The 13,378-nt window shown below is 59.6% G+C and carries 10 protein-coding genes; 4 read left to right on the plus strand and 6 right to left on the minus strand.

All coding sequences use genetic code 11. From position 1 onward, the window contains the following. Positions 1 to 14 precede the first annotated feature (14 nt). The gene (gene hisC / locus CQ020_RS05920; protein WP_258141725.1) at positions 15 to 1,121 is read right to left on the minus strand and encodes a histidinol-phosphate transaminase; all 1,107 of its coding nucleotides are present in this window, start codon (positions 1,119 to 1,121) and stop codon (positions 15 to 17) included. Between the two features lie 165 nt (positions 1,122 to 1,286). On the opposite strand from hisC, the gene CQ020_RS05925 reads away from it, so the two are divergent. Beyond that, positions 1,287 to 1,772 (plus strand): Lrp/AsnC family transcriptional regulator, encoded by a 486-nt coding sequence (locus CQ020_RS05925; RefSeq protein ID WP_105690975.1) that lies wholly within the window; start codon positions 1,287 to 1,289, stop codon positions 1,770 to 1,772. Positions 1,773 to 1,861: 89 nt separating this feature from the next. On the opposite strand, the gene CQ020_RS05930 is transcribed toward CQ020_RS05925, so the two are convergent. The 5 genes from CQ020_RS05930 to CQ020_RS05945 all read right to left on the minus strand — a co-directional run bounded on the left by CQ020_RS05930 (position 1,862) and on the right by CQ020_RS05945 (position 9,479). Beyond that, positions 1,862 to 3,811: an amidohydrolase family protein gene (locus CQ020_RS05930; RefSeq protein ID WP_105690976.1), complete on the minus strand. Its 1,950-nt coding sequence runs from the start codon at positions 3,809 to 3,811 to the stop codon at positions 1,862 to 1,864. Continuing rightward, positions 3,808 to 4,884 carry an aminotransferase class V-fold PLP-dependent enzyme gene (locus CQ020_RS05935; RefSeq protein ID WP_181151773.1) on the minus strand — a complete coding sequence of 359 codons (1,077 nt, stop codon included), beginning with the start codon at positions 4,882 to 4,884 and terminating at the stop codon, positions 3,808 to 3,810. The genes CQ020_RS05930 and CQ020_RS05935 overlap by 4 nt, the downstream gene beginning before the upstream one ends. 10 nt (positions 4,885 to 4,894) lie before the next feature. Then, positions 4,895 to 6,316, minus strand: coding sequence for a peptidase S10 (locus tag CQ020_RS23995; protein WP_146116631.1), 1,422 nt, complete (start codon positions 6,314 to 6,316; stop codon positions 4,895 to 4,897). 12 nt (positions 6,317 to 6,328) lie between these two features. Beyond that, positions 6,329 to 7,834: a hypothetical protein gene (locus CQ020_RS05940; protein WP_105690978.1), complete on the minus strand. Its 1,506-nt coding sequence runs from the start codon at positions 7,832 to 7,834 to the stop codon at positions 6,329 to 6,331. 76 nt (positions 7,835 to 7,910) lie between these two features. Beyond that, positions 7,911 to 9,479 (minus strand): ABC transporter substrate-binding protein, encoded by a 1,569-nt coding sequence (locus tag CQ020_RS05945; protein ID WP_105690979.1) that lies wholly within the window; start codon positions 9,477 to 9,479, stop codon positions 7,911 to 7,913. A gap of 290 nt (positions 9,480 to 9,769) precedes the next feature. Here CQ020_RS05945 and CQ020_RS05950 point away from each other — a divergent pair, with 290 nt between their 5' ends. From CQ020_RS05950 to CQ020_RS05960, 3 genes are read left to right on the plus strand one after another with little or no spacing between them, the layout of a single operon-like run. After that, positions 9,770 to 10,774, plus strand: coding sequence for an ABC transporter permease (locus CQ020_RS05950; protein ID WP_105690980.1), 1,005 nt, complete (start codon positions 9,770 to 9,772; stop codon positions 10,772 to 10,774). A gap of 1 nt (position 10,775) precedes the next feature. Beyond that, positions 10,776 to 12,557, plus strand: a complete 1,782-nt coding sequence (locus CQ020_RS05955) for a dipeptide/oligopeptide/nickel ABC transporter permease/ATP-binding protein (RefSeq protein ID WP_105690981.1) — start codon at positions 10,776 to 10,778, stop codon at positions 12,555 to 12,557. Then, complete coding sequence (locus CQ020_RS05960) at positions 12,554 to 13,363, plus strand: ABC transporter ATP-binding protein (RefSeq protein WP_181151774.1); 810 nt, start codon at positions 12,554 to 12,556, stop codon at positions 13,361 to 13,363. The genes CQ020_RS05955 and CQ020_RS05960 overlap by 4 nt, the downstream gene beginning before the upstream one ends. Positions 13,364 to 13,378: the final 15 nt, after the last annotated feature.

Below are 13,378 nucleotides of genomic sequence, written 5' to 3' on the forward strand. Positions count from 1 at the left end.
GAAGATTGGTTTGGTCATCGTTTGTCGAAGGTGGCCCGGTCTCCCAGCACTTCGAGGACACGGTCATTAGTTGTAGCGTCGGCGAGGGTAACGCGCACCCCATCTTCGACGTAGCCGCGAACAAGGATGTCGGCACGGTCGAAAGCGTCCAACAGTTGCTTCTTCAGTTCTTCATCCGCGCGGAGCCAGATGAAGTTGGCCTGGCTGTCGGGTAGGTGCCAACCCACTGACCGGAGGTGCTGGATTACTCGGGAGCGTTCTTCAATGACGGCGGCGGCTCGTTCTTGTATTTCCCGGGTCGCATTGAGGGAGGCAATCGCGGCGGTTTGGGCAAGGGTGCTAACGCCAAAAGGCAAAGCGACACGACGAAGACCTTGGGCCAGGGTTTTGTGCGCGGCAGCATAACCCACACGCAATCCGGCCAAACCGTAGGCCTTGGAGAAAGTCCTGAGAACGCACACGTTTGCGTGAGTGCGGAATATCCCCAGGCTGTCGATTCCGTGAGGTCCGACGTATTCCACGTATGCCTCATCAATCACGACGAGCACGTGCGAGGGCACTGCCGCGACGAAGCGTTCGAGCTGGCTTTGGCCCACAGTTGTGCCGGTCGGATTATTGGGCGTGCAGATGATGACGACCCGTGTTCGGTCATTGATGGCTGCCAGCATCCCGTCGAGGTCATGGTTCTCGTCCTGGTCCAAGGGCACTGGAACAGGAGTGGCCCCGGTCAGAGTCACCAGGATGGGGTATGCCTCGAAAGAACGCCATGCAAAGACGACTTCATCTCCGGGACCACACGTGGCGGCCATGATTTGTTGGAGCACACCGACACTGCCTGGTCCAACAGCAACTTCTTCCGGGGAGACTTTGAGGAACAGCGCCAAACGCTCCCGCAGTGCGGATGCTGCCATGTCGGGGTACCGGTTGATCCGGCTGATGCTCTCACGCACCACCCTCTCCACTGAAGGCAGCGGGACTTCGTGACTCTCATTCGAGGCCAGAGCGGCGACCTTGGCATCGGTGGCCCGCCGACCGGCCACATAGTCGGGCAGCCCTTCAACAGTCGCACGCAGCGATGGTCCAGCGGTCTGTCCTGAGATGCGTGGGGCTGTGGATGACACTGATTTTCCTTTTGTTTGAAAGGGGGTCCTCGGACCCCGGAGGTCCGGTCGGGGCCAACTGATTGAGGCTGCCAGCACCCATAGTGGCCACGCGCTTTTATTAATGGCAATAGAATCCAAAAAGATTGAGACAAATGCTCTGATAACCATAAAATCCATGTCAAAATGCTCAATATGCATGCACTCGACCCTTTGGACGCGCAGATCATCCTGGCGTTGGATCAGGACCCGTCAGCGACCATACTGTCCCTGTCACAGCGTCTTGGGGTAGCCAGAAACACCATTCACAGCAGGATCCGGCGGTTGGAAGCCGAAGCCCTGGGGGCTTTCAGTCGCCGCCTTAACGCCCGCGCATTAGGCTTGGATCTCATGGCATTTGTTGAGCTTTCCATTCGCCAAGGCGCAGGTGGGGAAGCGTTGTCTGCCCTTGCTGACATTCCGGAGATCATCGAAATACACTCCACCACAGGCAATGCAGACGTTCTTCTAAAGGTTGTAGCTAAGGACACCGCTGATCTTCACCGGATCACAAACCTCATATTGGAGACTGCCGGCGTGCTGAGGACCAACACATCCATAGCCTTGCTGGAAGTCATGCCGCTGCGCCTTGAGTCGCTGCTGCGACGGGTGGCAGATGGGGCGCTGCCGTAGCTTCAGCGGGTCTGCGAGAAGAACCTGCGCACGCTACCGGCTTGGAGCGGCGTGACACGTTCTCTGTGCTTCGCCGCTCCGCCGGGAACTTAGCTGCGGACGTGGTCAGGGATCCGCGGAGCCGTTGCGAAGGGCTTTATGCCCATGTCCTGGTAAATCCGCTCGGGAGCAAACAGCGCCCCTGAGACCGCGACCAAGGCAACCTGGCGCACGGCCGAGATGTCCTGGAGTGGATCTCCGTCGACCAGGATGACATCCGCGTCGTAGCCTTCCTTGATGCGGCCTCGGGTTAGACCGTGCCCGAGATGGTCGGCGCAGTCCGCGGTGGCCCGGCGGAGGACTTCCTGTGGCGACATTCCTGCTTGCACGTATAGTTCGAGTTCCCGGTGCAGGGGAAAACCTGTTCCGTCGTCCGTTCCGGGCCACAGCTTTATGCCTTCGCGATGCATCAAGCCCATGATTTCCAAGAGCCTCAAGAACGCTTTCCGATATGTCTCCAGCTCTTCAGGGCCGGAGGCGGGTACATAGGTGCGGCGCCGATCACGCTGGTATGCGAGGGGCATATGGTCAAGGAACGGGGCATCTGCTTCGATGGTCTCCCGGGAGCGGCTCATCATGAGACGTTCGATGATGAAGGCGGTGGTGTCAACGCCGATGCTTCGGGACTTGAACAGCTCGAGGGTACGACATATTCGCGGATCATCGAGCTCCAGCTCCGATGCTCGTTTCAGAGCAGTGAGACGAAGTGGGGTTCTGCTGTCTTCGCCCGGTTCGAGCAGCCAGCCAAGGGCCAGCTGGTTCAAGTGGGTTATTTCGTCGTAGCCATCAAGTACTGACTGCTCCGCGGTTGAGAATGCCGGTACATGGCCGAGAACCCGCATCCCCAGGGAATGCGCGGCTTGTGCTGTCTCCGCGACCCACTCGGGATGCATCGAGTTATAGAGCTTGATCATGATGTACCCATGATCCGCGTACCAGTGAACAGCTTCGATGGCTTCGTCTTGGCTGGAAACGATGCGTCCGATCTTCGCTGAATAGGGGCTCCTGCCCTCGATCAGTCCGGCTGGTGTAATGGCAGGTCCGAGCAGCTCTCCTGATTTTATGGCGGCGGTCAGGTCAGCGAGCCGCTGGGGGTGGTTTCCCATGTCACGGACGTTCGTGACACCGGCAGCGATGTTGAGTAGGGCGTCGGGCCCGAAAACATGTGAGTGCATATCGTGCAGACCCGGCATCAAGGTCTTTCCTTGGCAATCAATTTCCACGGCCTCTGGGGAGTCGGTGCTGGCGCCGATCGAGGAAATCTTGCCGTGGCTGATCAGGATGTGCGTGCTCGGAAGCAGTGTCCCTGCTTCGACGTCGAGTATCCGCACGTTTGCCAGGCGCACCACCGGGGCGTCAGTTAGCCGGGCCCGGTCGCTGATTTTGGTTAGTCTTTCCAGTGCCAGCCGCTCTCGGATTTCGCTAAGCCGCTGTGCTGCGTCTTCGAGCCGTGGCGAGACCAGCAGCATGTGCTCGTCCATCAGCCCGTCAAGGGACCCATCATCATGCTGGAGTATGTATTTGGGGTTCAAGGTGACCCCGCTGAGCTCGATGATGCGGACGCCGTCTTCCTTCAGGGTGTCCACGATCGTCGTGGTTGCCTGTCCAGAAGGCAAAAGCGGCAGGTGGCCGCCGTTGTGGACGGTTGCCTGGGCAAGCAAAATCCAGGACCACCCAGTTCCATCCGAGGGAACATAGGCAGTGTGCCCGTCCCACGGGATGTCCCCATTGTCAGCCTGACTGGTCCATATTGCCCGTCCAGCGGTGGTCTGGAGGGATTCGTTGACGCTTCCTCCCATCAGGGAGGTGCCATGGATAGTCCAGCGCCGAGGTATCCACGCAGCGTCGACGCTGACCTGCTCCTCCAGTCGGGCCCCGCGTCCGTTGTCGTCGACGTGCCAGCGCACTGTGAAGTCCTTGTCACTTCCACGGTCTTCGGCCGTGACTGTCATCCACCCGATCTTTTCAGTGGCGGCGAAGAGGGAAAACTCCTGGGTCATGCGAATGATCCTTTCAAAATGCCTGTTTTCGATGCGATCCCGGAGATGGCATCGATGAGTTGGTCTGCCTGAAGACTGGTCGTGTTGAACGACGGTGATATGCGGACGCGGCCCGCTCGTTCGGCGACTACGACATTCCCCTCAGCAAGGACAGTGACGATTGCCTCCGCGTTTGCGGCGCCGACACTGATGATCCCCGCGCCTTCGGTCAGGTTGGTCAGCCCGATCAACCGAAGCTCGGTGCCCAGCTGATGCACCATTGACTGAAGCTGGGAGTAAGTCTCCCTGAAGCCGATCGCCATCCGGACTTTACTGGCGGCTTCAAGGGCCGCAGCCCCGGCCAGGTTCCGGTGGCCTGTCCGCAGTCCTGCGTCTAGGTTTGCATATCCCCGGAGCCGGCCGGCGGAATTGTCGTCAAAGCGTTCCGAACGGGACACAGCCGCAATTCCGAAGCCGGCCAGCAACCACTTATAGCCGGTGGCGACGTAGATGTCAGCGCGGGAGGCGTCGACTTCGATTGCTCCAGCAGCTTGGGAGCCATCGACCACCAGGTAGGATCCGTTCTCGGCGCAGGCAGAACCCAAGCGGTCCAGATCGATCGTGGCTCCAGTGTTTGCATGCACGTGAGTCAGGCTGACAACACTTATAGCCGGGTCCAGAGCACTTATGAAGTCTTCTGTGCGGTCGCATCCCGGCTTTGTCTGCGGAATTCTCACCACCTCGATGTGGGGGATCGATTCGAAGGGTAGGACGCTCTGCGGGAAATCCTCGTCCTCTACAAGGACGCGGGATCCTGCTGGCAAACTTAGCGCACGAGCCGCGGCGTTGAGCGCTTCTCCGGCACTGGCCATCAGATCGATCTGGTGCGCTTTGACCGACCATTCAGCGGCGATCAAATCAGCGGCTTGGGCTCCAATTTCCTCGGCGGCGCGGAACCCGCGGGTTCCGAGGGCAAGATGCCGCAGTACGTCGTCGACTGCTGTCCGTACGGGAGTCGGCACGGTGCCGATAGAGGCGTGATCGAAGTAGGCGAAGTCGAGCGAGGTGAACTGGTCCGCGGTTGATGACGCCATCAACGGCTCCTCACCCTTCCAGGAACTCGCGCAGATCCCGGGCCAATTCCTCGCGCGCATCATCCCCGATATAGGGCATGTGTCCCGACTCGTATGAACGCAGTATCGCCCGCTTCGAGTCGTCGGAGATCTGAGCAATGGCATAGGAAGCAGAGCCAATGGGAGTGACGAGGTCATAGAGGCCGGCAGCGACGAAAAGACGGAAGGTTGAGTCGATTTCCATTGCACGGCGCAGCGGGGCAATGGTGCTCACCGGGTACATCTTGCCCGCACCGTGACCCCAATCGAAGCGGCCGTTGACGGTCGCGAAGTCGATGAGGCGATAATCTGACAAATCGTCCACGCCGGCACGCCGAAGCAGTTCCCGTGAGGCCCATGCAAATGCAGGGGAGTACTGCCCCATGGCGCTGTCATCTGCAACCGGATCCGCAGGAGGTGCAAGAGGTGCTCGTTGATAGGCCGGTGCTACAAACCGAGAGTCGTACGCACCCACGGTGTGACCGTTGGTTGATAACAGTGTGGATGCGTAGAAACCCGAATCGATCCGGAAATTCTTATCAAGAATGATCTCCGGGCTGAGTCCGATGAGCTTAGACATCTTTGCAGCCGCAGTTTGCTTCTCGCCTGGGCTCAAACGCTGGCCTTTGTACAGCAGGGATGGCATCTCGTTGACCGCGAATTCGTCTGCTGCCTCCACATGGCGGGACAGTGTCGTATCCTGCCCGGCCTTCTTGTGGTGCCAAGCCGTGGCCGCGTGGGCGGTGAAGGCGTAAAGGAACTGGTTCTCGCCAAAGAAGACTGCGCTCATGTCAAATGATCCACCGAGAATGATCGCGCCGGCAAAGGACATTCCATGCATCTCACCCACCTTGGTTGGCCCGCCCAGCGCGCGGGAAAGAATGGAGGCGAGCCGGACTGCCCCAAAACTTTCGCCGAGAAGATACGTCGGTGCGCCGTCCCGTGCGTGCCGCTGCAACCAGGCCCGGATGACCACTAGCGCAGTGTCGGCGTCCTGGTTGATGCCTAGGAAGTCGGCCACGGCGGAGTCTTCCACCCGGTTCATCCCCGTGCCTGGAGGATCGATGAGGACCACATCAGCTTCGGCGAGGAGGCTTTCGTTGTTGTCTACGAGCCTAAAGGGTCCGTGCACCGGTGGCTTGGTCGCTTCAGGAAGGTCGATGCGCCATGGAGCCAGCAGCCCCGAACCCAGGAATCCGGACGAGGATCCCGGACCGCCATTGAACGCCATAATGACAGGACGCCGCCCAATCCCGGTATCAGGGCGGGTATAGCTGGTGGTGGTGACATCAGTCGTAGCGCCCGAGGGGCCGCTTACAGTCCATTGCTCGATTGTGGTGTCGACGGGACCGCTTGGTGCGTCGGCATCCGAACGTGTCCCGAGGACTTTGGAATCTTTTATTCTGTAGGCCACTTGTTATTCCCTTCAGTGCAGAGTGTCGACGGACCAGGGCTCGGCGTCGACGGGTGGCACGGCGTCGATGCCGTCACCGTCAATGTTGTGTTGCACCCGTCCTCGGACCAGTGACTTGACGTCTTGTGAAAGCAGCCGGGCGCTTTCAGGGTCTGTGTACATCATGTGACCTCCGGGGTAGGTGCGGCGAAGGACCCGGCCGATGGGAAGGTTGGCGGTCGCGAGCAGAATGTCGGCAGCACCGATGGTGGTGAGCGTGTCGTACAAGCCGGTGCCGATCAGCAGGCGGGACGTGTTCCCGCGGTGCATCCATTTGATGAGGGAGCCCACGTGGTCAAAGCGTGCGAAGGGCCCGCCTGTGGCATCCAGGGGTTCCAAGGACCAGTCCCATTTTCCTGCGAGACCCTCGTCGTGCCTGAGATATTCGCGGTCTGTTTCGACTCCAACGATCTCTGTAAGTACTTGTTCCAGGCATGCCTGGAAGATCGGTGCGAAGGTTTCTGTGTCCGGGTCAAGAGGCAGGTCACCCCGGTCCGCGTCCCAGCTGGCCGTTGCATAGCGGGCGTCATACTTTCCTAGGCGCAGCCCCTTGGAACGAAGGAGTTCATCACGGAACAGTTCCTTGGTGATGCGGAGCTTCCGCCTGAGCCACTCTGCCGCAGCAAGCCCTGTCACTACTTCCAGTTTGCTGGCAAGTTCTTCTCGCTGTTGGTCCGTGGTCTGATGCCAGTTCAGTAGCGTGTGTGCGTACTGACCTCGTCCGAGTTCAGCAGCGGCTGATACGGCGTCCTCTACAGTGGGCGCGTCGACGAGGCCGTGGTGCCAGCCGGCGGCTGCCAGGAGTTCCATGTTGGCAATGTATCCGAGCGGGTTGCCGGGCCGCTGGGCGGTGTCCATGACATTCAATGCCTGGCCGAGCAGACCGACGCCTTCGACCATGATTGATTCCTCGGATCGCAGCAAGTCAGCAAGAACAGCGGCGCGCAACGTCCCATAGCTCTCGCCCAGAAGGTGCACAGGGCATCCGAGTCGCTTTGAGGCCAGGAGCCAGGCCCGGATTATCGCTGCGAACGATTTGGAATCGGCTGAAGTGCCGGCAGTTTCCTTAAGGTCTGTATCTTCGGCGCGGCGCCCGTAGCCTGCGCCGAGAGGATCAATGAAGACAATGTCCGCCACATCCAAGACGGAGTTTTCCGTAGCCTGCACCCGAGGGTTAAGTGGGGCAGCAATGTCTGCAGGATCTCCTACGGGCGCGGTGAAGGCCGCCAGTCCACTCAGGTGAAGCCACATGGACGAAGATCCCGGCCCTCCATTGAAAACGAAGAGCACCGGGCGCTCGGACGCTTGGGTTTCACTGGAATTGGCCACGTACGAGAAAACAGAGGCGTCTCCGAGAATTTCTGTGGCGCTTGAGACCTCGAAAAGGTCCACGGCGAGGGTGACGGGCAGGGCGTCCTGGGTTTCGGTCCGGACTGTGAGATCTGTCCGGCCCAGGCATTGGGTGTGGCGGGAATGCATTCTGTGATGGGCCTTTCGGGATGACGGGATGACCGGATGACGGGAGGACGGTGCCAGGCACCGTCCTCCCGTCCGTCTAGCGGGATTCGAGCGAAGTGGCGATGAGGCTGGCGGCGACGGTTGAATCGCCCAGGTTCCAGGTTGGGGAAACGAAAACCAGAGATGAGGTCGTCAGCGGGTTCAGATCAGCTTGGTCAAGCAAGGCCTGCTCGGCGGCATTCCACAAGGAACAATCCCCGCCCGTTCCGGTGGTGATGGCCTTGGTCACAGCATCATCGAATTTTTGGTTCTTGATGGCACCGAAGTTTGAACCCTTCGGAGGGATGAGCCCCTGAAGCAGAGTCAGCGGTGGAGTGCTCGATCCCGTTGACATGAGAACGCCCTCCCACTCCTCTCCGGACCGCAGAGCGGCTACGGCTTCTGCTCCGGATCGCGTATCCAGCTTTGCGTCGATGCCGAATTCGGAAAGGACGGTGGAAAGGTATTGCGCTCCGGCCGGCGGCTCGCCGGCGTTGAGAAGACGGAAGGTCAACGGTTTGCCGTCTTTCATCCATTTTCCATCGGTTTTCGTCCAACCGGCCTTCTCGAGAGTTTTCGTCGCTGCCTCGGCCCCGCCTTCGGCAAGCTTCGCGACGTCAGCCGCGGAGCATTGCCCGCCTGCGGCGGTGAGGGATGTCGACGGTTTCCCGACGCCGTTGGCACTGGTCTGGAGGTACCCATTTCGGTCGATGAGTTGGGACACGGCTATGCGGACATCCGTGGATTCCGCTTGAGAGCTTGGCCGGTGGTTATAGAGGAGATAGGTGTTGCCGGTTTCGGCGACGACGGTGGATTTCACGTCGGAGACCCTTTTTGCGGCGCTTTCGGATGTCAGGAGAGCATCCGCGCGGCCGCTGTTGATCAGGTTGATGGCGGTGTCATTGTCCTTGAGCAACCGTACGGTGATCTTCTTGGGCATTTTGTCAGTGATCTTGGCGCCGTTCACCCCCCAGGTATATGCGCTGGCATCGTCGCGGAGACGAAGCTGGTAGGTGTCGGCCGCCGTGGCTGATTCCAGGACGTATGGTCCGGTGCCGAAGGAGCTCTTTTCCAAAGCTGCGGGGTCGGCCAAGCCTGCATCACAGACCATGGTTATGTAGTCCGAAACCCGACGTTCCGGGAACGGGATCGGCTTCGCAAAGGTCAGCTTGACGGAGTTGCCCTCAGCGCTTGCTTCGTAGGCGGTCCCGGAGAACGCGGAATTGGACTTGGGTGAGGGCTTCGCCGGGTCTTTCATGCGCTCAAAGTTCTTCAGGGCTGTCTGCGCAGTGAAGCTGCTGCCGTCTGCGCACTTGGCGTCCTTGGCGATATCAAACCGGGCTGAGGTTGGCGTGATCTCCCAGGAACTGGCCAGCTGCGGTTGGATCTTGCCGCTCTTGTTATCTACGGCGACCAGGCGGTCGTACATCAGGTCGACGATCACCTTCGTCGAGGAGTCATTTACGAAGGCGGGGTCAAGGCTGGTGAAGGTGTTTGGGACCAGCAGTGTCAGCGAATCGCTGGCAGTAGACGAAGGAGCGCTGGAACCGCCTCCACAGCCGGCAACAGCGAGGGCCATGGTCGCGGCCAAGGCCGTGGTCGCCAAGTGTTTCTTAGTGTTTTTCATTTGGGTTCTCCGGTGGGTGCTACTCGGATCCAAGAGGTGGGATCCGATGCGTGGTCTTGAACGGAATTACACGCTTTTCAACTCTTTTGAAGCAACTTCAACAGTGATACTATCCTTCTTAGTGCTGTACGTCACTACCTGAAGTGGGAAGATTTCGCTTCATCTGGCTCCAACTCACCCTGGATATTCCCAAAGATTGTGGCGACGGAGTCTCTTTCAACCCGGCAGTACCGCGGAACTCTACTCATAACTTCCGCATAAAAATATCTACATCGATTGGCAGGAAGTTGATGACTTCAACAACTACTGAAGTCGCGGTTCGAGAACCGGGACGAGGGGCCAGCAATGGCATTAGTCCTTGGGTGCCCTTCATCGGACGGCGCCTGGCATCATTCGTTGTATCTCTGTGGATGATCGTCACGCTGGTGTTTCTCATGGCCCGGTCATTGAGCGGGGACGCGGTGACGGCCTCCCTTGGCCTGGACGCTTCGCCGGAGATGATCGCAGCCCGGAGAGCGGAGCTCGGACTCGATGCTCCGCTCTGGAACCAATATCTGACGTTTCTTGGCCAGCTCCCCACGCTGAACTTCGGCGAGTCCATAACGTTGCGCGCGGACCCCCTCCAGGTAATTGCCGAACGCCTGCCCAACACAGTACAACTGGGCCTGACAGCCTTCATCCTGTCCGTAGTCCTGGCGCTGCCTCTGGGTGTTTTTGTTGCTGTCAGGGCCAACGGCCGACCCGGCAGGGGCTCATCGGTCTTCCACGGCGTCACAGGGTTTATCGTCGCTGTTCCGGACTTCCTGCTCGCCGTGGGTCTCATCACAGTGTTTGCGATCACGCTGAAGTGGTTGCCGCCCGCTGGTGGTAGCGGTTTCGAAGCATTCATCTTGCCTGTTATTACACTGACGACCGGCATCACGGCCACGCTCAGCCGGCTTGTGGCTACGGAAACGGGACGCGTGCTCAATGAGGAGTACATTCGGACAGCGCAATCCATGCGGCTCTCACCGGCTGTGCTCTACCTGCGCCATGTGCTGCCGAATGTTCTGACGTCCGTCATCACATCAGCTGGATTGATTCTGGCGTCCCTATTAGGCGGAACACTGATTACTGAGACCGTCTTCGCGTGGCCCGGTGTCGGCGCACTGACGATTGATTCCATCCTTCAGCGTGACTATCCGATGCTGCAATCTGCCGTAGCGGTGATAGCTGCAGTGTCGCTTCTGGTGACCTTGATGGTGGATGTCCTCGTCGCCAAACTAGATCCTCGTTCCCTCATCGTGAAGAGCTGACATGACCATTAATCTTCAAGCAACCGTGGACCAGCCACGAACCAAGTCCAAGAGTTGGGGCTCACCCACCCTCATCATTGCCGTTCTGATAATTGTGTTCTTCGTACTCTCAGCACTTCTGGGCCCTTGGCTTTTCGCACAACAAGCGGGAACCGTGAACCCAGCCGTCGGGCGCCAAGGCCCGAGCGCAGCACATCTTCTCGGAACAGACCAACTCGGACGCGACATCCTGGCACGAACCATCGTCGGCTCCCGGGCATCTCTTGGCTACGCCTTCGGCGCCACCGCTCTGACAGCGCTAATTGGCGTCGGTTTAGGCCTGTTGGCAGCCGCCCTGGGAAGCCGGGCGCGCCAAGTGATGTTCCAGCTCTCGGCGACCGCCACGGCCTTTCCCGCCATTCTGCTGGCCGTTATCCTTGCAACTCTCTTTGGTCGTTCAGGCACTGCCGCGATGCTGGGGCTTGCGATAGCAGCCGTGCCAACAACCGCACGAATAACAATGACTCTGGCAGTCGGAGCTGCAGGTAGCGACCAAGTCGCGGCTGCCCGCGTTGTCGGTGTTGGCACGCTGCGGATCCTGCTGCGCTATATTCTTCCCCAGATATCGCAGCCACTGGCCACTTTCACCATTCTTGCCGCTGCATCAAACCTCGTCGCCCTGTCAGCCCTTAGCTTCGTCGGGTTGGGGGTACAGCCACCAGAATGGGACTGGGGGGCGATGCTCAACAGCGCTTTGAAGGAGATCTACACCAGCCCCTTCGGTGTTGTGGGCCCAGGCGTTGCCATTGTGCTCGCAGGCATTGTTCTTAACATCGCAGGGGAACACCTGGCCCGCCTGCTGGACCCCCGGAACCGCGTACTCCGCGCAGCGTCTGCGGCCCCCACAGCTGGCTCCCGACCTGTGACCGATCCGGCTTCCCCAGAAGCATTGCGTCCCGTTGACATCGCCGATCCCGTCCTCAGAGTGCAGGACCTGAGAGTGGCAACGAGCACAGAACCACACCTCGAACTCGTTCATGGTGTCGATATCACCGTGGGCCGCGGTCAACGAGTAGGCATCGTTGGCGAGTCCGGATCCGGCAAGAGTCTGACTCTTTCCGCCATGGCGCATCTGATGCCCCCGGGCCTTGGCAGCACCGCTGCCCACCACCAATTCAACGGAACAGAACTGGCCGACAAAGACGCCCGCACCCGCCGTCGTGTCTTGGGGGACCAGGTCGCCCTGGTCTTCCAAGACCCTATGTCGTCGCTGAATCCCTCCCTCACCATCGGATCGATCTTGTCCGACAAGCTCAAAGCCCACTCCAATCTGAGCCGTTCGGAGGTCCGGCGTCGAGTGGTCGCCGCGTTGGACGAAGTCAGCATCCCTGATCCCTCACGCACAGTTGACCGCTTCCCCCACCAGCTCTCCGGCGGTCAGCGGCAGCGCGTCATGATTGCCTTGGCTTTGCTGGGACGGACCGAACTTCTGCTCGCCGACGAGCCGACCACTGCCCTGGACGTCTCCGTTCAGCGACAAATCGCGAACCTCCTGGTGAGGGTGAATGAGGAACGAGGTATCAGCGTCGTTCTGGTCTCACACGACATCGCGCTAGTCAGCGAAATTTGCGACCGGATAATCGTCATGCGCAACGGATGGGTGGTCGAACAAGGAACCACCGTGGAAGTCCTGACCGATCCCCGACACCCCTATACGCGTGCGTTGCTGGCGGCGCTGCCCCAGACGCTTACCGCAGTCTCATCGGGACACGGTGCGGACAAACAAACAAGGAGTCTGGCATGACCCGCATAGAAGCGCTCGGAATCAAAGTGACCTACGGCTACGGCCGGCATGCCGTGGACGCTCTAAAGGGTATTGACATCGACTTTGACGATGTACGGTCCCTTGGCATCGCAGGTGAATCCGGAAGCGGAAAATCGACTCTGGCCAAGGTGCTGTTGGGAATGGTCACTCCCAATGAAGGCCGCGTCCTTATTGACGGCCGCCCCATGGAATCCCTTCCCAAAAAGGGCGCGGGATCCCGTTCCCGGCAAGTGCAGATGGTCTTCCAGGACCCGACCAGTTCATTGAACCCCCGCACTAACGTCGGGTCAACGATCGCCGAAGCCATCATCGTGAACGACATAGACTGCGACCGTCCCAAGGAAGTACGCCGACTTCTGGGCCTTGTCGGTCTTGATGAAGCCTTCGCGGTCCGATACCCGTATCAACTCTCGGGTGGACAAAAACAGCGTGTCGCCATCGCCAGGGCGTTGGCCTGCCGGCCATCGGTACTGGTGTGCGATGAACCAACCAGTGCTCTTGATGTCTCTGTCCAAGGAGCAATGCTTGAGCTGCTTGCCAAGGTTCGGGATGAGGAAAACCTGGCATTGGCTGTTATTACCCACAATCTCGACGTAGTACGAGCTCTCTGTGACGACGTCGTTGTGCTCAACGCCGGGGACATTGTGGAGAGAGGCTCGACGGCCGCAGTGTTTGACAATCCACAACACCCCTACACACGGACCCTCCTCGATGCTGTGCCTCGACTGCGCTATCAGCCCTTCAGCGCCCAGCCACGACCCCTCCCTGACGCCTTGTTGAAGTGACTCGAAGCGCAGAAA

The organism is Arthrobacter sp. MYb23 (assembly GCF_002979775.1).
In the GTDB taxonomy this organism is placed as follows: domain Bacteria; phylum Actinomycetota; class Actinomycetes; order Actinomycetales; family Micrococcaceae; genus Arthrobacter.